The organism is Caballeronia pedi, from assembly GCF_001544915.2.
GTDB lineage: Bacteria > Pseudomonadota > Gammaproteobacteria > Burkholderiales > Burkholderiaceae > Caballeronia > Caballeronia pedi.
The window spans coordinates 1-24,672 of sequence record NZ_FCOE02000070.1 but is presented as its reverse complement, the minus strand read 5'-3'; the positions used below and the strand labels follow the sequence as shown (position 1 = coordinate 24,672).

Below are 24,672 nucleotides of genomic sequence, written 5' to 3'. Positions count from 1 at the left end.
GGATGGGCGGCGCACATCATCGAACAACGCATCGACAACAAGATCATCCGGCCGAGCGCGAATTACACCGGACCGGACAATCTCGAGTTCGTCCCGCTGGCAAAACGTGCGTAAGAAGTTCAGGCCCCGCTGCCGCACATGGCGGTGGGGCTTTTTTATGGGCAAGCGCCTAAAATAGCCCGAATGATCAAACGAAGGGGTCGCCCCCACAATACCCTTCGAGCGTGGCACCTGAAAGACCATGCAATGACCGAGACACCGCGATGAATACTGCAAACCGCAAACCCCTGCCCGGCTCCTCGCTCGAATACTTCGACGCGCGTGCGGCCGTCGAAGCCATCGCGCCCGGCGCCTACGACACACTGCCCTACACCTCGCGCGTGCTCGCGGAGAATCTCGTGCGCCGCTGCGATCCGGCGATCCTCGAACAATCGCTGCTGCAGCTCGTCGAAAGGAAGCGGGAGCGCGATTTCCCGTGGTTTCCGGCGCGCGTCGTGTGTCACGACATTCTCGGACAGACCGCGCTCGTCGATCTCGCGGGCCTGCGCGATGCGATCGCGGACCAGGGCGGCGATCCCGCGAAGGTGAATCCCGTGGTGCCGGTGCAGCTCATCGTCGATCATTCGCTCGCGGTCGAATGCGGCGGCTTCGATCCGGACGCGTTCGCGAAGAACCGCGCGATCGAGGACCGGCGCAACGAGGATCGCTTCGATTTCATCAACTGGACCAAGAAGGCTTTCAAAAATGTCGATGTGATTCCACCGGGCAACGGGATCATGCATCAGATCAATCTGGAGCGCATGTCGCCGGTCATTCACGCGGTCGATGGCATTGCGTATCCGGACACGCTCGTCGGCACCGACAGTCACACGCCGCACGTCGATGCGCTCGGCGTGATCGCGATCGGCGTGGGCGGGCTCGAAGCCGAGAACGTAATGCTGGGCCGCGCGTCGTGGATGCGCCTGCCGGATATCGTCGGCGTGGAGCTTTCCGGCAAGCGCCAGCCGGGCATTACCGCGACCGATATCGTGCTCGCGCTCACCGAATTCCTGCGCAAGGAAAAAGTCGTCGGCGCGTATCTCGAGTTCTATGGCGAAGGCGCATCGAGCCTCACGCTCGGCGACCGCGCGACGATCTCGAACATGGCGCCCGAATACGGCGCGACCGCCGCGATGTTCTATATCGACGAGCAGACGATCGAGTATCTGCGTCTGACGGGTCGCGAAGACAAGCAAGTTGGCCTCGTCGAGCAATACGCAAAAACCGCCGGACTGTGGGCCGATTCGCTGACGCGCGCCGAATACGAACGCGTGCTGCGCTTCGATTTGTCGAGTGTCGTGCGCAACATGGCGGGGCCGTCGAATCCGCACAAACGCCTGCCTGTTTCCGAACTCGCGACGCGCGGCATCGCGGGCAAATGGGACGACACGCCCGGACAGATGCCGGATGGCGCGGTGATCATCGCTGCGATCACGAGTTGCACCAACACCAGCAATCCGCGCAATGTGATCGCCGCGGCGCTGCTCGCGCGCAATGCGAATGCGCAAGGTCTCACGCGCAAGCCGTGGGTGAAGTCGTCGCTCGCGCCTGGCTCGAAAGCGGTCGAACTGTATTTGCAGGAAGCGGGCTTGCTGCCGGATCTGGAGCAGCTCGGCTTCGGCATCGTCGCGTTCGCCTGCACGACGTGCAACGGCATGTCCGGCGCGCTCGACCCCGCGATCCAGCAGGAAATCATCGATCGCGATCTGTACGCGACCGCCGTGCTCTCCGGCAATCGCAACTTCGATGGCCGCATCCACCCGTATGCAAAGCAGGCGTTTCTCGCGTCGCCGCCGCTCGTCGTCGCGTATGCGATTGCGGGCACGATCCGCTTCGACATCGAACGCGATGCGCTCGGCATCGGCGCGAACGGCCAGCCCGTGTACCTGAAAGACATCTGGCCGAGCGACGAGGAAATCGACGCCATCGTCAAACAAAGCGTCAAGCCCGAGCAGTTCCGCAAGGTCTATGAGCCGATGTTCGCGCTGACCCCTGCAAGCGGCGAAGCCATCAGCCCGCTCTACGACTGGCGCGCGCAAAGCACGTACATTCGCCGGCCGCCGTATTGGGAAGGCGCGCTCGCGGGTGAACGCACGCTCACGGGCATGCGCCCGCTCGCGGTGCTCGGCGACAACATCACGACGGACCATCTCTCGCCGTCCAATGCGATCCTCGCGAACAGCGCGGCGGGCGAATACCTCGCGAAAATGGGCTTGCCCGAAGAGGACTTCAATTCATACGCGACGCATCGCGGCGATCATCTGACGGCGCAGCGCGCGACCTTCGCGAATCCGACGCTCATCAACGAAATGGCGGTCGTCGACGGACAACAGAAGAAAGGCTCGCTCGCGCGCGTCGAACCGGAAGGCCGAGTCACGCGCATGTGGGAAGCGATCGAAACCTACATGGCGCGCAAGCAGCCGCTCATCATCGTCGCGGGCGCGGATTACGGGCAAGGCTCGTCGCGCGACTGGGCCGCGAAAGGCGTGCGGCTCGCGGGCGTGGAAGCGATCGTCGCGGAAGGATTCGAGCGCATTCACCGCACGAACCTGATCGGCATGGGCGTGCTGCCGCTCGAATTCAAGCCGGGCGCGAATCGCCAGACGTTCGGCATCGACGGCACCGAGACGTTCGACGTGATCGGCGAGCGCAAGCCGCGCGCGGATCTCACGCTGATCGTTCATCGCGCGAACGGCGAGCGTGTCGAAGTGCCGGTGACGTGCCGGCTCGACACCGCCGAGGAAGTCTCGATCTACGAAGCCGGCGGCGTGCTGCAACGCTTCGCTCAGGATTTTCTCGAATCGTCGAAAGAAGCGGCCTGACAACGTACGGAGACCCGAACCCCATGTCACATGCACCACAGATCAAGATCGCCGCGACCTACATGCGCGGCGGCACCAGCAAGGGCGTTTTCTTTCGCCTGAACGATTTGCCCGAAGCGGCGCGCGTGCCCGGCCCCGCGCGCGATGCGCTTTTTCTGCGCGTCATCGGCAGCCCTGACCCGTATGGCAAGCAGATCGACGGCATGGGCGGCGCGACCTCGAGCACGAGCAAGACGGTCATCGTGTCGAAGAGCACGCGGCCCGGTCATGACGTCGATTATCTGTTCGGCCAGGTTGCCATCGACAAGCCGTTCGTCGACTGGAGCGGCAATTGCGGCAATCTCTCCGCAGCGGTCGGACCGTTCGCGATCGCGAGCGGGCTCGTCGATCCGGAGCGCGTGCCGGACAACGGCATCGCTATCGTGCGGATCTGGCAGGCGAACATCGGCAAGACGATCATCGCGCATGTGCCGATGGCGAGCGGCGCCGTGCAGGAAATCGGTGACTTCGAACTGGACGGCGTGACTTTCCCGGCCGCCGAAGTGCAACTCGAATTCCTCGATCCGGCAGCCGAGGAAGAAGGCGCGGAAGGCGCGATGTTTCCCACGGGCAATCTCGTCGACGACCTCGAAGTGCCGGGCATCGGCACGTTCAAGGCGACGATGATCAACGCGGGCATTCCGACGATCTTCGTGAACGCGGACGCTATCGGCTACAAGGGCACCGAGCTTCAGGACGCGATCAACGGCGACGACGCGGCGTTGAAGCGCTTCGAGACCATCCGTGCGTACGGCGCGCTGCGCATGGGGCTGATCAGAAACCTCGACGAAATCGCCAAACGTCAGCACACGCCGAAGATCGCGTTCGTCGCGCGTCCGGCGGAGTATGTTGCATCGAGCGGCAAGCGCATCGGCGCGGACGATGTCGACGTGCTCGTGCGCGCGATGTCGATGGGCAAGCTGCATCACGCGATGATGGGCACGGCCGCTGTCGCGATCGGCACGGCGGCGGCGATTCCGGGCACGCTCGTCAACCTCGCGGCGGGCGGCGGCGAGCGGCAGTCGGTGCGCTTCGGCCATCCTTCGGGCACGTTGCGTGTGGGTGCGGAGGCCATCGAATCGAATGGCGAGTGGCAGGTGAAGAAGGCCATCATGAGCCGCAGCGCGCGCGTGCTGATGGAAGGCCGCGTGTACGTTCCCGACGTGCCGCTGGATTGAGTCAAAGCGCTTACGCGAGCCGGTACACCTTCGCCACCGTTCCTCTGAACAGCGCCTGCCGCTCTCCATCACTGGCCTGAGCGGTCAGGCGCTTGAACGCGTTCCAGCCATTGCTGAACGGATAAGAGCCTTTATCCACGGGAAAATTGCTCTCGAACATGCAGCGGTCCGCGCCGAAGGCCTCGATGCAGGTGTGCATCCATGGTTTCCACGCGTCGGCGAGTTGCGTCGATGAAGGTGGGCGCTCGCCCTTGTCGAAGTCGAAGCCGTTGATACGCATCCCGAGCCCGCCGACCTTCACATAAACGTTCGGCAATTGCGCGAGTTCGCGCATGGAGCGCGACCATGTATCGAATACTTCCTTGCGCTGATCCGTATAGCTCGCGATGCGCACGACGCCACCGCAGTGATTGACGATGACCGGCGTATCCGGATAAGCCTTGGCGAGATCGAATAGCTCGGGCAGTTGCGGGAAGAAGAGCCACGCATCGTACGAAAGGCCCAACGCTCCGAGCTGCGCCACGCCCGCGCGATAGGTGGGATCGAGCAACAGCCCACGCGGCGCGGCCGACAAGGGATTCACGAGCGAAGTGTCGGCGTCCCACGTCACGAGATGCCGTACGCCGCGCAAGCGTCCATCGCCGGCCTGAAGCTCCGCCTCCAGCACGTCGCGCACAGCCGCCCCGCGACGCAGATCCGCGTATCCGACGATCCCCTTCGCGACCTGAGGCCCGCCCTGTTGCAACGGAGCCGTCACGCCCGCTACGTACTCGATCTCGCCAGCCGGTCGCAACTGTTCCGGTCCGGACGCTCGATAGCGCGTCAACGCTTGCATGTACACCGACGCGGTGATGTTGTGACCCGACCGCGCATCCTGAAGGTATTCGTCGAGCAGATAGGTCCAGCCCGCGCGTTCATAAAAATGATGATGGGCATCGATGATCGGCATATCCGGTTCGAGCGCGGCCTCGGTACCTGACGCGAGCCATTGCGCGCGAACGGGCAGATAGTTGCTGGTCGTGCTCATGGTGCGTGTTTCCTCTTTTGCCCACGCCCGTCGCGAAGCGATGGCCGCAATCATGATGGATGCCGCTGCCGCGCCGAGAAGCTGGCGCCGCCGGGACGAATGAAGCGTCGTCATCTTCATTCCCCCTGGTTGAACGCGAACAGCGAAAGCGTCAGCAAGGTCGTGATGGCCAGCACGACGGACAGGCCGATCATGCCCGCAGTAAAGGTGCCGAAGCTGTCCTTGAGATAGCCCACGAGGTAAGGTCCGGCAAAGCCGCCGAGCGCGCCGATCGAGTTGATGAGCGCCAGGCCGCCCGCGGCGGCTTGCCCGGAGAGAAACCTCGCCGGCAACGTATAGAAGATCGTGCGGCCCGCGATGGTGCCGATGAGCGCCAGCGTGATGCCGGTCATCGCCGGGACCAGTTGCTGAAAGTACGTCGATACGCCGAGCGCCACGGCGCCGATCAAAAGACCCGCCGCCAGATTCGCGATATGTCCGCCGCGCCGATCGACACGTTTGGCCCACCAGAGCAGCGCGATCGTCGCGAAGAAATAAGGCACCGCGGACACCCAGCCGGTCTGCGTCACGCTCATGCCGTGCGCCTTGAGCATCTGCGGCAACCAGATGCCGATACCGTATGAGCCCATCGTGAAGCCGAAGGAGATCATCGCGAGGAGGTACATGCGCACGTCCTTCAGCGCGGCGCCGAAGTTCTTTTTCTTCTGGCTCGCCGCGCCTTCGCGGTCGAAGGCGCGCTGAAGGGCCTGACGTTCGGCCGGCGAGAGCCACTTCGCATCGGCGGGCTTGTCCGCGAGCATCTTCAGCACGAAGAAACCCAGCAGACATGCGGGCAGGCCTTCGACGATGAACATCCATTTCCAGCCCGCGAGGCCGAGCACGCCATCCATCTTGAGAAGCCAGGTGGAAAGCGGACCACCGATGAGCGACGAAAGCGGCGTGGATACGGTGAACCACGCGAGCACGCGCGTGCGATAGCTCGCCGGAAACCAGACCGCGAGGAAGAAGATCACGCCCGGAAAGAAGCCCGCCTCGCCGATGCCCAGCAGCAGCCGGATCGCATAGAAGCTCGTCGGCCCCACGGCGAGCGCCGTCGCCGCCGCGAAGAAGCCCCACGTGATCATGATGCGGGCCAGCCAGCGTCGCGCACCGAAGCGATACAACGCGAGATTGCTCGGTACCTCGCAGATGCAGTAACCCGCGAACATGATGCCCGCGCCCCAGCCGAACTGCGTCGCTGTCAGGCCGAGATCGCGATTCATCGTCAGCGCGGCAAAGCCCACGCTGGTGCGATCCAGATAGTTGAAAAAATACGCAAGCGCGAGCAGCGGTATGAAGCGCCACGCGGCTTTCCTGACCGCCTGCTGTTCGAGCGTGGCGTCGACGGGACTATCGGCCGTCATGTTCGAGGAAATGGATGTCATGGTTCGTCTCCGGACGAAATCACTGGCCGAGCGAGGCCCTGCCGGTCCGCGGCCCAGTGATTCTTTATGTGCTTTGGTTTCAGGCGCTGGCGAGTTCGTTTGCCGACGGCTTCGATGCATCGCCCGGCTGACGGTCCCGGCATTTCACGACGCCAGCCTCGGTCAGTTGCCTGAGGTCTTCCGCCGTATAGCCGAGTTGCAGCAACAGCGCCTGCGTGTCCTGCCCGAGCGAAGGTGGCGCTGCACGCAAGTGCAGGCGCTCGCCGTCGAGCGTCAGGGGCAGCAACGCCGTCTTCGTGGACACCGGCTGACCCGCGCCGCTCGCGTCGGGCGGCAAGGTCACGTCGGCGAGGCCGCCGGTTGCGAGCAGATGAGGATCGTCGAAGAGATCCTGAGGCTTCGTGATGGGCGCATACGGCAAGCCGCAGCGTTCGAAGATGGCGCTGATCTCGGCGGCCGTGAACGCCTCCATGTGCTTGCGAAGCTCGGGCAACAACCACTCGCGGGCCTGCACACGCTGGTTATTGGTGGCGATCCGCTCGTCGGCTTTGAGCACGCTCAGGCCGAATGCATCGCAGAAGAGCGCCCACTGCGTATCCGATACGACCGCCAGAAAGATCTGCTCGCCGTTCTTCACCGAGAACACGTCGTAGACGGCCCACGCGGAAATGCGGCTCGGCATCGGCGCTGCGGCGTTGCCGGTCACGGCAAACTGCATCATGTGCTGCGCCACGAGAAAGACGTTGTTTTCGAACAGGGCGCTCTGCACTTCCTGACCCCGGCCAGTGCGCTCGCGTTGCGCGAGCGCGGCCATCGCGCCGATCGCGCCGAACATCCCGCCCATGATGTCGTTGACGCTCGTCCCCGCGCGCAGCGGCCGGCCTTCCGGTCCCGTCATGTAGGCGAGGCCGCCCATCATCTGCACGACTTCATCGAGCGCGGTGCGGTGATCATAGGGACCGGGCAGGAAGCCCTTGTGCGACACATAGATCAGGCGCGGATTGAGCTTCGACAACGCGGCGTACCCGAGGCCGAGCCTGTTCATCGTGCCGCTCTTGAAGTTCTCGCTGAAGACGTCGGCGCCCGCGAGCAGCTTATGGACGATCTCGATCCCGCGCGGATCCTTCACATCCACCGCGATGCTCTTCTTGTTGCGGTTGAACGTGCTGAAGAAGCCCGCGCCGGACCCTCGAAGCGAACGCGTGCTGTCGCCGGCGATCGGTTCGATCTTGATGACCTCCGCACCAAGATCCGCGAGCACCATGCCGCATGTCGGCCCCATGACCATATGCGTCATCTCGACGACGCGCACGCCGCTGTACGGCAAAGACGAGTTCACTTGTGCTTCGCTCATTGTGCGGCTCCCAGCAGACAGCCTTCCGGTTGCGGCGCGCTCGGTGCGCGCCCGTCAGCGTAGGCGAATCCCTTGGGCAGCCCCGCGTCCTGTACATGACCGTAGAGCGCTTCGCCCTGCAGCGCGTCGGTGAGAATCGCGCGCGCGGCAATCAGTTTGTCGATGTCCACGCCGGTGTCGTAGCCCATCGCCTCCAGCAGGAAAGCAAGGTCTTCGGTGACGATGTTTCCCGTTGCGCCAGGCGCGTACGGACAGCCGCCGAGACCCGCCTGACTCGAATCGATCGTGGTGACGCCCGCATCGAGCGCCGCGACGACGTTCGCCAGTCCCTGCCCGCGCGTGTTGTGAAAGTGCGCCCCGCCGGCCTTGCTGCCGACTTCGGCTTGCAGCCGGCGGAACATGCGCCGGACCTGAACGGGATTGGCGTATCCGCTGGTATCGGAGAGACCGATTTCGTCCACGCCGCACTCGGCCATCGCGAGGCAGATTCGCATCGTCTGGTCGTCGGGCACCGTGCCGGCGATCGTGCAGCCAAACGCAACCGACACACCCGCCTCGATCTGCACGCCCTGAAACTGCTCATCGCGCAGGGCGACGATGTTGCGAACCTCGTCGATCATCTGCGCGGTCGTCTTGCGGATGTTGGCCATCGAATGCTCGTCGGTCACCGAGACGGGCAGCGTGATCTTGTGCACGCCTGCTTCGAATGCGCTGCGGGCGCCGCGCAGATTGGGCGTCAAGACGGCCACATGCAGGCCTGGAATCGAGAGCGCGTGTCGCACGACCTCGCGGACGTCCGCCATCTGCGGCAGCAACGCCGGCGGCACGAACGAGCCCACCTCCACTTCCTTCAGGCCCGCTGCGGCCAGCGCTGAAATCCATCGCAGTTTCGCCGCTGTCGGCATGACGCGCCTGATGCTCTGAAGACCGTCGCGCGGTCCGACTTCGCTGATCAGGATGCTGCGTTCTGAATGACTCAAGATTTCCTCCTAAGTTCTACCTGATAGACCCGTGTTCTGTTGAAAAGAACTATAGGCGCGTGACAATCCGTCGTTAAGACGGGTAAACCCCCGAAATCGCGCTTTTTTAGAACTTGAGTTCTGCCTGATGAAACCGTAGAGTGACGGAATACTGCTGACAAGAAACAACACCGTGGCTGTACACGCAGATGCGACACCTGAATCCACGACCGACAGTTCGAGCGGCGTTGCCGTGCTCGATCGAGCGTTCGCCATTCTCAACGCGTTCGGACCGACCGACGACCGCCTGACGCTCACCGAGCTTTCTCGCCGGACCGGTCTTTATAAAAGCACGGTCCTGCGCCTGCTCGGCGCGCTGGAGCACGGCGGATACATACGCAAACTGAGCGACGGGCAGTACGCGATCGGTCATCAACCATTGCGCCTCGCCACGCTGTATCAGCGATCCTTCCAGGTCGGCCCTGCGATCGAACCGTTGCTTCAGCAATTGAGCCGCGACCTCGGCGAAACCGCGTCTTTCTATGTGCGGCAGGGCGACCAGCGCCTGGTGTTGTATCGCGTCGAACCGTCGCGAAGCGTGCGGGTGTCGATCAGGGTCGGAGAGGAGTTCGCAATCGATAAAGGCGCTTCAGGCAAAGTCCTGCTCGCCTTCACGGAAACGCAGGACCCGCGCTGGGACGAGGTGCGCGAGCAGCTCTGGGCGGTCTCATACGGTGAACGCGATCCCGAAACGGCATCGACTTCGGTACCCGTCTTCGATTCGACGGGAGCGCTGATGGGTGCGCTGACCTTGTCGGGGCCCAAAGGCCGGTTCGACGCGCCCGCGACCATCAGGGTCGCGCTGGCAAGTCTGCTCGACAGCGCCAAGCGCGCCACCATCGCACTCGGCGGCAAGGGCGCGCGCTACGATGCGAGCATTGCAAAGCTGGCTCAGGAAGACTCCGGCGGCGCGGATGGTGACGAGCCTTGAGCCGCACGATGCCGCGCGAGAAAGCGGTCCAGTTGTCCTGCGAACGTTTTGCTATCGTTCGCAGAATACGGCGCGGGACCGCCTGTCTCCACGCCCGAGCCGCGCAGCTGGTCCATCACGTCGCGCATCGTGAGACGTTCCTGGATATTCTCGCGGTTGAACCAGTTGCCGCGCGGGTCGAGCACATGCGCGCCCTTTTCGAGCGCGGCGGCGGCAAGCGGGATGTCCGCCGTAATGACGAGGTCGCCGCTTTCGACCAGTTCGACGATGCGGTCATCGGCGGCATCGAAGCCCGCGGGCACCTGTAGCGCCTTGATGAAGCGCGAAGGCGGCGTGCGCAGGTATTGATTCGCGACCAGCGTGACGCACACTTCGACACGCCGCGCGGCCCGAAACAGGATCTCTTTGACGGCAAACGGACAGGCGTCCGCATCGACTAGCACTTGCATCGAAGCATTTCCGGTAAAGAGAGGGAGCAACGATGTTACTGCTTGTCCGACTCCGACGCGAACGTCATGTCAGCACCGCGGCCTCGTGGGCCTTCGCCAGATCCGCCATGCTGTCGAAGCGGAAATCGATGTTCGGCTGCGCACCGGGGTCCATCGTCGCGCCGAAGCCCGGCTGCCCATGACGGCGATAAATCCAGCACGACGCAAGCCCGAATCCATTGGCGGGCTTGTGATCGTGAAAGAGACTTTCGGCGGTGTGCAGGATCGTCTCCTTGCGGATGCCGCGCTCGCCCAGCTTCTCCAGCATGTATTCGAAATTGCGCGGCGAAGGCTTGTAGGAACCGATATCTTCCGCCGTGAAGATCGCATCGAATTCCACTTTCAGCTTTGCGTTGCTATGCGCAAAGCTCTCGTCGTCGACATTCGACAGAATCACCAGCTTGTAATGCTGCTTCAGATATCGCAGCGCGTCCGCTGAATCCGCAAACGCAGGCCAGTCGCGAATGGACCGGCCATATGCAAGACATTCCTCGTGCGTGTACGACACGCGCCATTCCTCGGCCAGCCGTTTATAGACGATAGCCAGCAGCTCCTGATAGCGCTTGCCCGGCGTGTATCGCTGCTGCGACGACTCGTGACGCGCATGCGCCTCCAGCACCTGATCGCGCGTCAACGCAGGATCGACGCGATCCAGCAGCGCGCGCAGCCCTTCGAAAATACCTGTTTCCCAATCGATCAACGTGCCGTAGCAGTCGAAGGTCAGCGTGTCGAAGTCGGTCAGTTTCACATTCGCTCCTTTTGTTCGATCAGATGCCATGTTACAAAACCGTGCGTTCCGGATTATTCGTTACATGGAGTTGGTGTATCGTCGGTCCACTGCTTTTGCTTAATGCGCGTGAATGCGCCAGCATATATTCTTATGAATCTTCGCGTTGCCTTGTCGCCTCATCGTGATTTCACGCAATCGAACTCTTCAGATGCCCGATACCCTACCCGAACCACAAGCCGTCTGTAATCCGATTTCCCGAAGCGCGATCTTTCTCGTCGCCACCGTGTCGCGCGCCGAAGGCAAAGCCGATGTCGTGCGCTCCTGGTGCGGCGATATCGCGGCGCTGGTTCGCGCGGTCGGCACGCGCGCGCCGTCCGCGAACTTGTCCTGCGTATGCGGCTTCGGCGCCGACGCGTGGGACCATCTGTTCGGCGCGCCGCGTCCGGCGTCGCTGCATCCGTTCCGCGAAGTCGGCTCGGGCGAGCGCCGCGCGATCGCGACACCCGGCGATATCCTCCTGCATATCCGCGCGGATCACATGGATCTGTGCTTCGAACTCGCGGCGCAAATACTCGATAAGCTCGGCGATGCCGTCACCGTTGTCGACGAAGTGCATGGCTTTCGCTACTTCGATCTGCGCGACATGGTCGGCTTCGTCGACGGCACCGAGAATCCGACAGGCAAGAGCATGGCGAAGTACACGCTCATCGAAGAAGAAGATCCCGATTTCGCCGGCGGCAGCTATGTGATCGTGCAGAAGTATCTGCATAACCTCGATGCGTGGAACGGGCTGACCGTCGAGCAGCAGGAATTGATCATCGGACGTGAAAAGCTATCCGATGTAGAACTCGACGATTCGATCAAGCCTTCCTGCTCGCACAGCTCGCTCACGACGATCGAGGAAAACGGCGAGGAAGTGAAGATCCTGCGGCACAACATGGCTTTCGGCCGTCCGGGCGCGAAGGAGTTCGGCACGTATTTCATCGGCTATGCGCGCACACCCCGGCCGATCGAACAGATGCTCGAAAACATGTTCGTCGGCCGGCCGCCGGGCAACTACGACCGCCTGCTCGACTATAGCCGTGTCGTGACGGGCGGCCTCTTTTTCGTGCCGTCCGCCGATCTGCTCGACGCGCTTCCCGACCGCAAACCGGATACCGCGTCGTCTGCCGCCGGCGAAAGCCAGCAAGAAGATAGCCGCGCGGGATCATTGAACATTGGCTCACTCAAAGGAACGTCACACGATGAATAACCTGCATCGGGAACTCGCGCCGATTTCGAGCGCGGCATGGTCGCAGATCGAAGCCGAAGTCGCCCGCACGTTCAAGCGCGCGCTCGCGGGCCGTCGCGTCGTCGACGTGAAGAGTCCGGGCGGCGTGGCGCTGTCGGGCATCGGCACGGGACATCAGACGAACATCGCATCGCCGAACAAAGGCGTCTCGGCGAAGCTCTACGACGTGAAGCAGCTCGTTCAGCTCACCGTGCCGTTCACGCTGCAGCGCGAAGCCATCGACAGCGTGGAGCGCGGCTCGAACGATGCCGACTGGCAGCCCGCCAAGACCGCCGCGAACGAACTCGCGCTCGCGGAAGACAGCGCCATCTTCGATGGCTTCGCGGCTGCTGGCATCGTCGGCATTCGCGATGGCAGCTCGAATGCGCCGACCTTTCTGCCCGCGGATGTCGCGGACTACCCGACCGCCATCAGCCAGGCGCTCGAAAAGCTGCGTCTGGCCGGCGTCGAAGGTCCCTACTCCGTGCTCCTCGGCGCGGATGCCTATACCGTGCTCGCCGAAGCGAGCGATCAGGGCTATCCGGTCATCGAGCACATCAAGCGCATCGTGAGCGGCGATCTCGTGTGGGCGCCCGCGCTGCAGGGCGGCTGCGTGCTCTCCACGCGCGGCGGCGATTACGAACTGCATATCGGACAGGACGTGTCGATCGGGTACACGAGCCATACCGATGCGACCGTGCAGCTCTATCTGCGCGAGACGCTCACGTTCCTGATGCTGACGAGCGAAGCGTCCGTTTCCATCGCGGCCGGAGAATAGCCGCATTAGATTTACGGAGCATGATCATGTCGAGTGAACAAAGCGGCCTGAGCGACGAATTCATCGCGCAGCAGCAGAAGCGTCTTCTCGCGATGAAGCGCGAGCTGCTCGGTACCGAGGAAGGCACGATCGCGAGCGAGCGTCGCCTTCAGGAAGAGCGCGGTTCCGAAGCCGAAGAGTACGAGGACGATGCGCAACGCATGGAACAGGACATCGCGAATCAGGCATTGCGCAACGTGAACGATCAGCGTATTGGCGACATCGAACGTGCGTTGCAAAAGATCGCGGAAGGCACCTACGGGCTATCCGACGAAAGCGGCGTGCCCATTCCGAAAGCGCGCCTCGAAGCGATGCCGGAAGCCCTCTTCACGGTCGAAGAGCAAGGCAGGCGCGAAGCGGGCCAATGACGCTGCGCATCGCGCGCATCAATCGTCGAAGGTGCCCTGAAATTCGGGCGCGGCGTCGGATCGCGTGTTCATTTCGAACATCACGCCGCCCGGCGCGCGGCAGAAGAAGCGCGAGCCGCGTCCGTTGTTGAAGATGCCCGTCTCCATTTCCACGCCTTCCGACTTGAAACGCTCATAGAGGTCGCGCACGCTATCGAGACTCGGCAATTCGAAGCCGACGTGAAAGGCGCGCGGCCAGTCGAGTCTATCGTCGCGCGCGTGATCGATGACGACATCGAAGCCCGGGCGCTTGAGAATGTACGACCGGTCCCATGTTCCCGATATCGTGAAGCCCAGATAGCGCTCGAAGAAGCGCGCTGTCGCGGGTGTATCGGCGGAAGGAAAGCTGAGGTGATTGAGCTTCATGCTGTGAGTCGAAAGTGTCATCGTCGGTCTCTCATGAGTCGAGTGGCGGCAGCCCCATGCCATTGCCGCCTGAGGACTTCAGAATATAAGTAAAAGCTCACATTCGACTACTCGCATTGCGAAGGCTTGCTACATGCGCCCGAAGCCCGCGGCAAGGCGCGCTTTCATGCGATCGATGCCAAGGCGCGCAACGCCATTACTCGCATTTGCACGCCTTCATGCGCCGCCACTTCGCGCCAGATAGCCGAAAACAGCGGCTCGCACGCGACGTTCGAGATCATCCAGATCGCGCTCGCCGCGCTCGCCCGCTGCATCGACCATGCCTTTGACGATGGCGAGCAGATCATGCGCCGCGACGTCGGGACGCGGATGCCGCGGCGCGGCGCGCCCGACGATCGTCCCGACCAGTTCCGACATCTCTCCTTTCGCGGTCTCATCGCGCAGCGCAGGACGCCCTTCGGCGATATCGAGCAGGCGCGCGAGCATCGGGCGTTGCAACTGCTGGCGCACCGCCGCGCCGATCAGATATTCGAGCGCAGCCTTGCCGCTGCGCTTCGTCAGCGCAACCGAGGCGTCCTCATGAAACCGCGCGCTTTCGCGATGAATCAACGCGACGGTCAGCGCATCCTTGCCCGGAAAATATTGATAGAGCGAGCCGATACTGACGCCCGCGCGGCGCGCGACCGCATTCGTATTGAACCCTTCGAAGCCCTCGCTTTCGAGCACCTGCGCCGCCGCCTCGACGATGGACGCGACCGTCGCTTCCGAGCGCGACTGCGCCGGCGCCTTTCGAGGCCTAAAGGTCTTGCGCGATGGACGTTGGCTCATTCGACTCCTCTCGTGAAATGCCGTGCCCGATTGTACAAAGCCCGTTCGAGCACGTTTGCTGTCGACCTGATAACCTCGGCGAACCTGTCGAATTCGCATTGAGGAGCATCAAGCATGAGCGCATCGCCCGAATATGTGCCACCCACCGTGTGGACCTGGAACAAGGAAAGCGGCGGACGTTTCGCCACTATCAATCGCCCTGTCTCGGGACCGACGCACGAAAAGGCTTTGCCGGTCGGTCGGCATCCGCTGCAACTGTATTCGCTCGCCACACCCAACGGCGTGAAGGTCACCGTGATGCTCGAAGAATTGCTCGCACTCGGCCATCGCGGCGCGGAGTACGACGCGTGGCTCATTCGCATCGGTGACGGCGATCAGTTCGGCAGCGGCTTCGTCGACGTCAATCCGAATTCGAAGATTCCCGCGCTGCTGGATCGCAGCGGCGCCACGCCCGTGCGCGTGTTCGAATCGGGCGCGATCCTGCTCTATCTCGCGGAAAAGTTCGGCGCGTTCGTGCCGGCCGATCCGGCGAAGCGCGCCGAATGTGTCTCATGGCTCTTCTGGCAGATGGGCAGCGCGCCGTATCTCGGCGGCGGATTCGGGCACTTCTATGCCTATGCGCCGAGCAAGATGGAATATCCGATCGACCGCTTCGCGATGGAAGTGAAGCGTCAACTCGACGTGCTCGACAAGCGTCTCGCGGATAGCGCATATATCGCCGGCGACGAATACACCATCGCCGATATCGCGATCTTTCCGTGGTATGGCGGCCTCGTGAACGGCTGGCTGTATGACGCGGCCGAGTTTCTCTCCGTGCACGAATACAAACACGTATGCCGCTGGGCTCATGCGATCGGCGCGCGTCCCGCCATGCAGCGCGGCCGGATGGTGAACCGGACTTTCGGCGAGCCGTCGAGCCAGTTGCACGAACGTCACGACGCGAGCGACTTCGAGACGCGCACACAGGACAAGCTCGCCACGGAAAAGTAACGCCCGGAACGCGTCGGTCGCCTCATGGAACTGCGCCATCTTCGTTACTTCATCGCTGTTGCGGAGTTGCGCAGCGTGCGCGCCGCGTCGGAGCATCTGCATGTCACGCAGCCGGCCATTTCGCGGCAGATTCAGGATCTGGAAGAGGCCATCGGCGCGGCACTATTCGAGCGCACGCCGCGCGGTCTGAAGTTGACGCCCGCAGGCGTCGCGTATCTCGACGAAGCGCGCGATATCCTCGCGCGCGTCGATGCCGCGAACCGGCTCGCGCATCGCATTGCGTCGGGTGTGCAGGGACGCTTGCGCATCGGTTTCGTCGAGAATGCGTCGTGGAGCGGTGTGGTGTCGTCGGCGCTCAATGCGTTTCAACAATCCGCGCGTGACGTCGCGCTCGAATTGCAGCCGATGAATACGCCGGAGCAACTCGACGCCATCGCGGCCGAGCATCTCGACGGCGGCTTCTGCTATCGCTTCGGCGCGTTGCCCGAGGGCTTCGACAGCGTGCCGCTGCTGGAGCAGACCGTCGTGCTCGCGGTGCCCGAGCATAGCCCTGTCGGACAGCACGGTTCCGTGAATGCACGCGAACTGTCCGGCCTGCCCTTCATCGCGTTTCCACGGCGCGTCTATGCCGCGTACTACGACCGGCTCATCTCCGCCTGCGCGCAGCAGGGCCTCACGCTCGATATCCGTCAGGAAGCCTCCACCGAAACCGCGATACTCTCGCTCGTCGCGGCGGGCGTCGGCGCGGCGCTCGTCAATGCGGCCAACCGGGAACGTCCGCCCGCGCGCGTGCGTTTCGTCGACGTGGCGGATTTGTCCGTCCGCCTGCCGCTCGAATTCTGCTTTCTCTTGCAGCACGGTAATGCGGCGCTGCAACGCTTCATCGATCTGCTGAAACCCGCTGCACAGTGATGCTCGCAAGGCATCGCCCGCCGCAGAAAACGGCATTGGCCAGGCGTTTTATCGTCGGCAATAGTGGAGTCGAACTCACTCGATTCGAACTCCGCTCATGTCCACGCCCGCCTCGCTCATCGCCACCGATATCGACTACGAACGCACCGGCTTTCAGACCGGCACATTGCGTCTGCCGTGGTCGCACGACCGCTCCGCCTACGGTCACATTCCGGTCCCGCTCGCCGTCCTGAACGCGGGCGATGGCCCCACCGTGCTGCTCACCGGCGGCAATCACGGCGACGAATACGAAGGCCCAGTCGCGCTGATGAAACTGATGCAGCGCATGCCGACGCTCGCGATTCAAGGCCGGCTGATCGTGATTCCGGCGCTCAATTTCCCGGCGTTTCTGAATGGCTCGCGCACCTCGCCCATCGACGGCGGCAATCTCAACCGGCTCTTTCCCGGCGCGCGCCACGGCAAGCCGACCGAGATGATCGCGCATTACATCGAGACCGCATTGCTGCCGCGCGCGGATGTCGTGATCGATCTTCACGCGGGCGGCGCATCGTTCGAACACGCGCCGACCTTGCTCGCCTCACCCCCGCCCGCGAGCGACGCCGCGCAACGCGCGCGCTATCTCGACCTCGTGCGTGCATTCGGCGCGCCCAACACCATGATCATGGATCTGCTCGGCGAGGACCGCACCTTCGCCGCGGCGGCCGAGCGTCACGGCACGCTCTTCATGTGCGGCGAATTCGGCGGCCACGCGGGCTGCGATGCGGCCAATCTCGCGATCGTCGAAAGCGGCTTGCAACGTGTGTTGCAGCGTCTCGGCGTGCTGCGCGACGAAGTCCACGCACAGGCCCCGACAACGCGCTACTTCCGCGTCGAAGGCCCGCAACACTATGTCTATGCGCCGCATGCGGGCGTGTTCGAACCGGCCTTCTCACTCGATGACGACGTACGCGCGGGCCAGCTCGCCGGCCGTCTCTTCGATCCGCACGAACCGTGGCGCGCGCCGCGCGAGATCGCGTTTCGTGGCGACGGCCGCGTGATGTGCGCGCGCACCTTCGCGCGCGTCGAAGCAGGCGATTGCATCGCGCTCGTCGCCGCCGAATCCTCTCTCGACTGACATTCAACAGGAGCCATGCATGAGCGCTCATCCCCTGCCCGCCCGCGTGCGCACGCCCAGCGACGCGCGGCATCCGACGTATATCGTGTGGTTGTTCTTCGTCTGCTTCGCATTCTCGTATCTCGACCGGCAGATCGTGAGCATTCTCGTGCAGCCGATCAAGCTCACGCTCGGCATCACCGATACGCAGATAGGCTTGCTGCAGGGCTTCTCGTTCACGATGTGCTATGCGACCGCGGGCGTGTTCGTCGCGCGCCTGGTGGATCGCGCGAACCGCGTGCGACTGATTGCGGCATGCGTCGCGATCTGGGCGATATCGACCGCGCTCTGCGGCTTCGCAACGAGCTTCGCCGAGCTGCTCGCCGCGCGCGCCGGCACGGCCATCGCTGAAGCGGCGTTGAGCCCCGCGGCGCTTTCCATCTTCAGCGACATCTTTCCGCCGCGCAAAGTCACGCGCGCGAGCAGTGTCTTCATGCTCGGGCCGTATATCGGCGGCGGGCTCGCGCTGTTCGGCGGCGGCATGCTGCTTTCCGCGACGGGCGGCGACGCGGCCTTATGGCTCGCATCGCGTGGATTCGCGCCGTGGCAGGCCGTGTTCGTGCTCGTCGGCTTGCCGGGTCTCGTGCTGGCGGCGCTCGTCGCGTTCACGGTGCGCGAGCCCGCAAGACACGAAGCCGATGACGCCGCGCTCGTCGGCGATGCGTTGCCCTCGTTGCGTGAAGTGCTCGTCGAACTGTTCGTGCGCAATCGCTTCTGCGCGCCGTACTTCGCCGCGTATGTCGCGCTCATCACGCTGTTCTACTCGCATGCCGCGTGGTTTCCAACGCTTCTGATGCGGCATTTTCATCTCGCGCCGTCGGCGGTCGGAAAGATGGCCGCGCCTGCGTACATGATCGGCGGAATGATGGGCGTCGCCGCTGCGGGCATGCTCGCGACGCGCGTCACGGATGAGCGCGCGTTGCGGAAGGTGCTCGCGCTATCGACGTGCGCCGTGACCGCGCTCGTGCCTGCCGCGATCGCGATGCCGCTCGTCGCCGACAGCACGCTCGCCATCCTTCTCTATGGCGTATGTGCGCTGGCCGCGAGCATCGCGATGGCGCTCGCGCCCGTGCCGTTGCAGATCGCCGTGCCGAACCGCATGCGCGGGCGCTCCATCGCACTGCTCGTGTTCATGACCAACGCGATCAGCGGCGGCGTCGGGCCACTCGCGGTAGGCTATCTGAACGAACATGTCGGCGGCGCGCATGCGCTCGCGATCGTCGGCGGCAGCGCCGCGCTCGCAAGCGCCTTGCTTTATGCGCTGGCGACGCGCCGCATCGCGCCCGCGCGCAAGGAGGTTTGACGATGAACCACGACGCGTTCCGTTGCCGCATCGGCGACATGACGATTACGCGCATCGACGAAACGGAATTCGGGCTCGCGCCGGACCGCCTCTATCCCGATTGGAACGATGCGAGCGCGGGCGAGGTTCGCCTGCGCACGCATCTGTGGGTGATCGAACGCGATGGGCTCACGTTCATCGTCGATACGGGCATCGGCAACGGCAAGGCGCGGCCCTTCAGCGCGCTCTTCGACCGGCTCGGCAATCCCGTGCTCGAACGTTTCGCCGCCGCAGGTTTCGATCGTCATAAGGTCGATTACGTGCTGCTCACGCATCTGCATGTCGATCATGTCGGCTGGAACACGCAATGGGAGAACGGCCACTGGACGGCCGTATTCCCGAATGCCACGCATGTGTTCGGCGAGCGCGAGCGCGCGTTCTTCGATACGCCCGAAGGCGGGCCGCGCCGCATGGTCTATGAGGACAGCGTGCTGCCGCTGATCGATGCGAAGCTCACGCGCATCATTGCCGACGAAGGCGCAACGCTCATCGAAGGCGTCCGCTTCCTGCCGACCTTCGGGCATAGCGCGGGACACATGGCGATCGAGATGGAATCGAACGGCGAGATCGCGATCTTTTCCGGCGATGTCATGCACAGCCCGATTCAGGTCTGCAGGCCGCTATGGAACTCCGTGTTCTGCCTGCAACAGGATGAAGCGCGAGCGTCACGCGAGTGGTTGCTGAAACATGCGGTCGAACGTTCCAGCGCGATCTTCACCGCGCATTTTCCGCACACGTCCGCTGGCAGAATCGAAAAGTCGATGGACGGCTTCGCGTGGAGCTGGCTTTCCGCATCCGGTTGACGCGGCCTGATCCCAACTTAGCTCATCCCCCGAAAGGAGGGTATGCGACGCCTGCGAGTTCCGTGACCATAAGGACTTAATAAATTCCTTAAGAAAGCGGCATGAACCGCAGAAAAACCCGGCTCACCGACGCCCGACGACTCGCCCTCACCGACGCCGACATCGCGCATCTGCGTATCGCGATCGAATCATCCGTGCGCGACGATCATCCCGCGCTTCCGCCCGCGTACTGGCGGCGTCGCCTGAACAGACTGTTGCGCGATGAGAATCTTCTGACGACTCAGATGCAACAGATCGTCGAACTCCTCGACCGGCTCGGACCTGCGCGAGACGCAGACGGCGCATAGAAATCGCACGAACGTGAGCCGCTTTTCATCAGTGGCTGCATCATTGCAGTGCGAAAATCACGATTGACGCCGCCCCCGTGAAGCTGTCACGATTCGTAGGCCGTACGATCCGTCATCGCTTGATTCATGCGTTTTCGTGCGACGAATGGCGAATCGTTCTTTGAAGGCGCCCGCCTGCGGTGCCTGCCACGTGAAAGCCGACACACGGGAGAACGTCCATGCTGAACGCTCGGGTTGGCGTCAGGTCCGCGGATAACGTCCGGACCATTGCGGCTCTTCTGATGCTGGTCGCGGCGGGTTTCGTCGCGATCCGCATGGTCATCATCTATCACTACACGCTGTCCTACGGAGCCGATCATCCGAAGGCCTTCAGCGATTTCAATTTCTACTACTACGCATTCAGTACCGTGCTCAACTCGGCGCACGATCCATCGCTCATGTACAACAACGAGCGTCTGGTTTCGTATCTGTCGAATCTCGGCGCGAACACCGTCGACGACATCCTGATCTATTGCTATCCGCCGCAGTTCGCGCTTATCTTTGCGCCGTTCGCGCTGTTGCCTTCGTTCACCGCGAAGCTGCTCTGGGTCGCGATGTCCGTCGTGCTATCGATCATCGGCGCGATCCTGCTCGCGAAGATGGCCTATCGCGGTGAAGACAGGCGCGTGACCGCATTGCTGATCGCCGTCACGATGCTGAGCTTTCCCGTTCTGCACGACGCATATCTCGGCCAGTCCAACGAGTTGCTGTTCTTCCTGCTGGCCACTGCGTTCTTCCTGATCGAACGCGACAGGCGCTGGATCGCAGGCGTCTTTCTCGCGTTCGCGGTCGTCTTCAAGGTGACGCCGCTCGCGGTGGTCGGCCTGCTCCTGTTGCGGCGTGAATGGCGCACGGTGGTATCGACAGGTGTCTGCGCGATCGCCATCACGCTCTTCACCGCGAGTCAGCTCGGCTTTCGCATCATCTGGGATTACTTCACCGTCGAGATCGGGCGCGCGCAGGCGCATATCGTGAATTCGGGCGGCTTGCCCGGCAACAGTTCGGTGCGCGGCGCATTGCAGACGTTCTCCGCGAAGCTCGGCATGCCCGCGTCCGAAGCGACGCTTCACGCAACGTCGACGATCTTCGCCGCGATCGTCTGCGTGATGGCGTGCTATCTCGTCATCCGCCGCAGCCGGGACACGCGCATGGACTACGGACTCGCATGCATCACGATGCTGCTCGCCGCGCCGATCCTGGAGCCGATCCATATGGTCGTCGCGCTGATTCCGCTGGTCATTCTGCTCGGCACCGCGCTGGAACGGCACGATCTGCGGCAGTCCGCAATCAGCCCGCGTGTCGAGATGTTCCTGCTCGCGATCGCCGTGTTGCTGTTGTTCTTCATGGAACGATCAGCGATGTACACCGCCTCGGCGCTGATCACGTATGTGCTTTGCGTTGCGCGCTATTTCCCGCCGGTGTCCGCGTTCCGGCGCAATCCGCATGCGGAGATTGGCCGGCACGCGTCGAGCTAGCGTTCGTTCACGCGAACACCGATCAGCGCTTTCGGTTCGAGAAACGCCTCGATACCGAAAGTGCCGTATTCGCGCCCGATACCCGATTGCTTGAAGCCGCCGAACGGCGCGGCCGGTTCATGCGCGAGCGTGTTGACGAGCACGCGCCCCGCTTCGATGCACGACGCCACCGCATTCGCACGCGCGGCATCGGATGATGCGACGTAGGCTTGCAGGCCATACGGCGTATCGTTAGCGATCGCGATCGCATCTTCGGTATCGCGATACGCGATGATCGACAGCACCGGCCCGAAGATCTCCTCGCGCGCGATGGTCATGTCGTTCGTGACATCGCTGAAGACGGTCGGACGCACGAACCAGCCCGCGCCGATTTCATCCGGACGCCCCTCGCCGCCTGCGATCAGACGCGCACCTTCGTCGATACCGATGCGGATATAGCGCTGCACGCGCTCCCATTGCTTTCGGCTCACCATCGGGCCGATGCTCGTGCGCGGATCGCGTGGATCGCCCGCCTGAACCTGCGCCACCGCGCTCGCGATCTTGCGCTCGAACTCCGCGAGCCGCGCGTGCGGCACCAGAATGCGCGTGCCCGCGATGCACGCCTGTCCGCTGTTCATGAAGCCCGCATCGAGCGCGAGCGGCACAGCTTGATCGAAGTCCGCATCGTCGAGCACGATCATCGGCGACTTGCCGCCGAGTTCCAGCGTCACGCGCTTGAGGGTATCGGCGGCGGTGCGCAGAATCGTCTTGCCGACGATCGTCGAACCCGTGAACGACAGCTTCGCGACATCGGCATGCGCACTGATTTCCGCGCCGACCGTCTCGCCACGACCCGTGACGATATTGAACACGCCTGCCGGAAGCCCTGCTTCGTGCAGCGCCTCGGTGACGACGCGGGTCTGCAGCGCGCTCATCTCGCTCGGCTTGATGACCGCCGTGCAACCGGCCGCGAGCGCCGCCGCGAGCTTACCGCAGATGAAGCCCGCATTGCTGTTCCATGGCGTGATCAATCCGGCGACGCCGAGCGGCTGCATCACGACTTTCGCCGAACCCGCCTCGCGCACGAACGCATAGCCTTCGAGGACTTTCGCCGCTTCGAGGAGCACATTGCTCGCGTGTTGCGCCATCCAGCGGGCCCGCGATACCGGCGCGCCGTATTCTTCGACGATCGCCTCGAAAAGCGCGTTCTCTTTCGCGACGACCGCCGCATGCATGCGCTTCAACATGTCGATGCGCTCGTGTTTGTCCGTCCGCGAAAACGCCGGAAATGCGCGCTTCGCTGCCGCGATGGCATGACGCGCGTCTTCCGCGTCGGCAAGGCGCACGCGGCCAATCACCTGTTCAGTGGCCGGATTGAAGTGATCGAAAAGCTCGTTGCCGTGCGGCGTGACGAACGCGCCGTCGATATAGATTCGGTCGATGATCTGCATGATTGATCCGTAAGTCGATGTCCTGATCGCAAAGATAAGCCCTCTGCATTGATTCGACTAGCCGTACAATCCGGCATGACCTCTTGAACGATTTAGCATAATGAAAACGTCCGGGCTCGCCGAACTCGAAGCCGTTCTGGCCGTCGCGCGGCATCGCAGCTTCCGCGCGGCGGCGAGCGAGCTGAGCGTGTCGACCTCCGCGCTCAGTCACGCGATCGCCGCGCTCGAAGCGCGCATCGGCGTGCGGCTCTTCAACCGGACGACGCGCAGCGTGTCGCTGTCCGAAGCGGGCGCGCAGTTCGTGCAGCACGTCGCGCCTGCGCTGTCGACGATCCGCGACGCGCTCGAGCAGGCCGGCAGCTTCCGCGATACGCCATCGGGCACGTTGCGCATCAACACGTCGGTGGGCGCGGCGCATCAGGTGATGCCGGTGTTCATCGCGTTTCTGCAGCGCTATCCCGACATGAAGCTCGACATCGTCACCGAAGGACGGCTGATCGATATCGTGACCGGAGGCTTCGATGCGGGCATTCGTCTGCTGGAAACCGTGCCGCAGGACATGATCGCGGTGCCTTTCGGCAAGCGGCAGCGCTTCGCCGTCGTCGGCAGCCCGGCCTACTTCGCGCAGCACAAGCCGCCGCGCACGCCCGCGGACCTCGCGGCGCACCGCTGCATTCGCAGCCGCATGCCGAGCGGGTCCATCTATCAGTGGGAATTCGAGCGGCACGGCGAACCGCTACGCATCGACGGCGACGGTGCGCTGACACTCGACGAGCCGGGCCTGATGCTGGCGGCCGCGCGCGCGGGACTGGGTCTCGCCTATCTGACCGAATGGAACGTCGACGCGGAACTTGCGAACGGCACGCTCGTGCGCGTACTCGAAGACTGGACGCCACCACTCGACGGACTGTGCCTCTATTATCCGGGGCGTCGGCATGTGCCCGCCGGGCTGCGCGCGCTGACGGAGATGATCCGCGACCATGCCGACGCGAACAGAAAGCGCGCAGCACCGAAAAAGAAGCGCGGGCGCGTCAATTCAAAGGCTTAACGCCGCCATCAGTTTTGTTTATCGCGATTACCTCATCGAATCCGTCTGTCACTGTTTGAAGAAGTCTCGCCCCGCAAGGGTTTGTTGCGCGTCGCGGCGTCGCCTCGCAATGTGCTGCCGATGCGATCCCACTGGTTAACCCTTTCTTTCTGCATCGTTTGAACGGCGTACGTTCGGAGGCGCGGGCAAAAGGCGCGCGGTGCGCCAAGCCATCGCGTCATCAATCCAACGACAACGATGAGGGGTTCTCAAGAGTGAAACGTCAACTGAAGCCATTGAGTGCGGGCGTGTTTGCTTATGCGGCGATGATCGCGACTCCGGCATTCGCGCAAAGCAGCGTCACGCTGTACGGTATCGTCGACGATTCGATCGTCTATCAAAGCAGCCAGACGAA

Annotated in this window: 23 protein-coding genes and 1 pseudogene; 15 read left to right on the top strand and 9 right to left on the bottom strand. The window is 63.3% G+C overall.

The genetic code is table 11. The features are described from left to right. The first annotated feature begins 263 nt into the window (after window positions 1–263). Complete coding sequence (gene acnD / locus AWB80_RS41370; RefSeq protein ID WP_061180391.1) at window positions 264–2,861, top strand: Fe/S-dependent 2-methylisocitrate dehydratase AcnD; 2,598 nt, start codon at window positions 264–266, stop codon at window positions 2,859–2,861. 23 nt (window positions 2,862–2,884) lie between these two features. Next, window positions 2,885–4,078, top strand: a complete 1,194-nt coding sequence (gene prpF, locus AWB80_RS41365) for a 2-methylaconitate cis-trans isomerase PrpF (protein ID WP_061180390.1) — start codon at window positions 2,885–2,887, stop codon at window positions 4,076–4,078. 10 nt (window positions 4,079–4,088) lie between these two features. Here the strand turns inward: prpF and AWB80_RS41360 are convergent, their stop codons facing one another. The 4 genes from AWB80_RS41360 to AWB80_RS41345 all read right to left on the bottom strand — a co-directional run bounded on the left by AWB80_RS41360 (window position 4,089) and on the right by AWB80_RS41345 (window position 8,863). After that, the gene (locus AWB80_RS41360; RefSeq protein ID WP_061180393.1) at window positions 4,089–5,219 is read right to left on the bottom strand and encodes an amidohydrolase family protein; all 1,131 of its coding nucleotides are present in this window, start codon (window positions 5,217–5,219) and stop codon (window positions 4,089–4,091) included. 2 nt (window positions 5,220–5,221) lie between these two features. Beyond that, window positions 5,222–6,529 carry an MFS transporter gene (locus tag AWB80_RS41355; protein WP_061180389.1) on the bottom strand — a complete coding sequence of 436 codons (1,308 nt, stop codon included), beginning with the start codon at window positions 6,527–6,529 and terminating at the stop codon, window positions 5,222–5,224. Window positions 6,530–6,608: 79 nt separating this feature from the next. Beyond that, a complete protein-coding gene (locus AWB80_RS41350) occupies window positions 6,609–7,883 on the bottom strand; it encodes a CaiB/BaiF CoA transferase family protein (protein ID WP_061180388.1) in 1,275 nt (424 codons plus the stop codon). After that, a complete protein-coding gene (locus tag AWB80_RS41345) occupies window positions 7,880–8,863 on the bottom strand; it encodes a hydroxymethylglutaryl-CoA lyase (RefSeq protein WP_061180387.1) in 984 nt (327 codons plus the stop codon). Before AWB80_RS41345 ends, AWB80_RS41350 begins: the two co-directional genes overlap by 4 nt. Window positions 8,864–9,035: 172 nt before the next feature. Here AWB80_RS41345 and AWB80_RS41340 point away from each other — a divergent pair, with 172 nt between their 5' ends. After that, complete coding sequence (locus AWB80_RS41340; protein WP_061180386.1) at window positions 9,036–9,833, top strand: IclR family transcriptional regulator; 798 nt, start codon at window positions 9,036–9,038, stop codon at window positions 9,831–9,833. Here the strand turns inward: AWB80_RS41340 and AWB80_RS41335 are convergent. Further along, complete coding sequence (locus AWB80_RS41335) at window positions 9,794–10,282, bottom strand: YaiI/YqxD family protein (RefSeq protein WP_061180385.1); 489 nt, start codon at window positions 10,280–10,282, stop codon at window positions 9,794–9,796. The genes AWB80_RS41340 and AWB80_RS41335 overlap by 40 nt on opposite strands. Window positions 10,283–10,346: 64 nt before the next feature. Then, a complete protein-coding gene (locus AWB80_RS41330) occupies window positions 10,347–11,069 on the bottom strand; it encodes a haloacid dehalogenase type II (protein ID WP_061180384.1) in 723 nt (240 codons plus the stop codon). 190 nt (window positions 11,070–11,259) lie between these two features. Between AWB80_RS41330 and AWB80_RS41325 the strand changes: the two genes are divergently transcribed. The 3 genes from AWB80_RS41325 to AWB80_RS41315 are packed head-to-tail and all read left to right on the top strand — an operon-like array spanning window position 11,260 to window position 13,506. Then, on the top strand, window positions 11,260–12,303 hold the full coding sequence (locus tag AWB80_RS41325) for a Dyp-type peroxidase (RefSeq protein ID WP_061180383.1): 1,044 nt from the start codon (window positions 11,260–11,262) through the stop codon (window positions 12,301–12,303). Further along, on the top strand, window positions 12,296–13,099 hold the full coding sequence (locus AWB80_RS41320; protein WP_061180382.1) for a family 1 encapsulin nanocompartment shell protein: 804 nt from the start codon (window positions 12,296–12,298) through the stop codon (window positions 13,097–13,099). The genes AWB80_RS41325 and AWB80_RS41320 overlap by 8 nt, the downstream gene beginning before the upstream one ends. Before the next feature lie 26 nt (window positions 13,100–13,125). Then, complete coding sequence (locus AWB80_RS41315) at window positions 13,126–13,506, top strand: TraR/DksA family transcriptional regulator (RefSeq protein ID WP_061180392.1); 381 nt, start codon at window positions 13,126–13,128, stop codon at window positions 13,504–13,506. Between the two features lie 18 nt (window positions 13,507–13,524). Here AWB80_RS41315 and AWB80_RS41310 read toward each other — a convergent pair whose 3' ends face one another. Beyond that, a complete protein-coding gene (locus AWB80_RS41310) occupies window positions 13,525–13,932 on the bottom strand; it encodes a VOC family protein (protein ID WP_208635767.1) in 408 nt (135 codons plus the stop codon). Between the two features lie 195 nt (window positions 13,933–14,127). Beyond that, window positions 14,128–14,739: a TetR/AcrR family transcriptional regulator gene (locus AWB80_RS41305; protein WP_061180380.1), complete on the bottom strand. Its 612-nt coding sequence runs from the start codon at window positions 14,737–14,739 to the stop codon at window positions 14,128–14,130. A gap of 114 nt (window positions 14,740–14,853) precedes the next feature. On the opposite strand from AWB80_RS41305, the gene yghU reads away from it, so the two are divergent. The 7 genes from yghU to AWB80_RS41270 all read left to right on the top strand — a co-directional run bounded on the left by yghU (window position 14,854) and on the right by AWB80_RS41270 (window position 21,800). Continuing rightward, window positions 14,854–15,729, top strand: coding sequence for a glutathione-dependent disulfide-bond oxidoreductase (yghU, locus tag AWB80_RS41300; RefSeq protein ID WP_061180379.1), 876 nt, complete (start codon window positions 14,854–14,856; stop codon window positions 15,727–15,729). Between the two features lie 24 nt (window positions 15,730–15,753). Further along, window positions 15,754–16,641, top strand: a complete 888-nt coding sequence (locus AWB80_RS41295) for a LysR family transcriptional regulator (protein ID WP_061180378.1) — start codon at window positions 15,754–15,756, stop codon at window positions 16,639–16,641. Window positions 16,642–16,738: 97 nt separating this feature from the next. Next, complete coding sequence (locus AWB80_RS41290) at window positions 16,739–17,755, top strand: succinylglutamate desuccinylase/aspartoacylase family protein (protein WP_061180377.1); 1,017 nt, start codon at window positions 16,739–16,741, stop codon at window positions 17,753–17,755. A gap of 19 nt (window positions 17,756–17,774) precedes the next feature. Further along, window positions 17,775–19,097 carry an MFS transporter gene (locus AWB80_RS41285; RefSeq protein WP_061180376.1) on the top strand — a complete coding sequence of 441 codons (1,323 nt, stop codon included), beginning with the start codon at window positions 17,775–17,777 and terminating at the stop codon, window positions 19,095–19,097. A 2-nt stretch (window positions 19,098–19,099) separates the two neighbouring features. Next, window positions 19,100–19,939 (top strand): MBL fold metallo-hydrolase, encoded by an 840-nt coding sequence (locus AWB80_RS41280; RefSeq protein ID WP_061180375.1) that lies wholly within the window; start codon window positions 19,100–19,102, stop codon window positions 19,937–19,939. 101 nt (window positions 19,940–20,040) lie between these two features. Next, window positions 20,041–20,286: a hypothetical protein gene (locus AWB80_RS41275; protein ID WP_061180374.1), complete on the top strand. Its 246-nt coding sequence runs from the start codon at window positions 20,041–20,043 to the stop codon at window positions 20,284–20,286. A 218-nt stretch (window positions 20,287–20,504) separates the two neighbouring features. Beyond that, window positions 20,505–21,800, top strand: a complete 1,296-nt coding sequence (locus tag AWB80_RS41270) for a glycosyltransferase family 87 protein (protein ID WP_061180373.1) — start codon at window positions 20,505–20,507, stop codon at window positions 21,798–21,800. Here the strand turns inward: AWB80_RS41270 and AWB80_RS41265 are convergent. Continuing rightward, window positions 21,797–23,230 (bottom strand): aldehyde dehydrogenase family protein, encoded by a 1,434-nt coding sequence (locus tag AWB80_RS41265; RefSeq protein WP_061180372.1) that lies wholly within the window; start codon window positions 23,228–23,230, stop codon window positions 21,797–21,799. The genes AWB80_RS41270 and AWB80_RS41265 overlap by 4 nt on opposite strands. Before the next feature lie 100 nt (window positions 23,231–23,330). On the opposite strand from AWB80_RS41265, the gene AWB80_RS41260 reads away from it, so the two are divergent. Together AWB80_RS41260 and AWB80_RS45395 are read left to right on the top strand one after the other, a co-directional pair. Next, window positions 23,331–24,278, top strand: coding sequence for a LysR family transcriptional regulator (locus AWB80_RS41260; protein WP_061180371.1), 948 nt, complete (start codon window positions 23,331–23,333; stop codon window positions 24,276–24,278). 254 nt (window positions 24,279–24,532) lie between these two features. Continuing rightward, window positions 24,533–24,672 (top strand): annotated as a pseudogene (locus tag AWB80_RS45395) (porin); the annotation flags it as partial.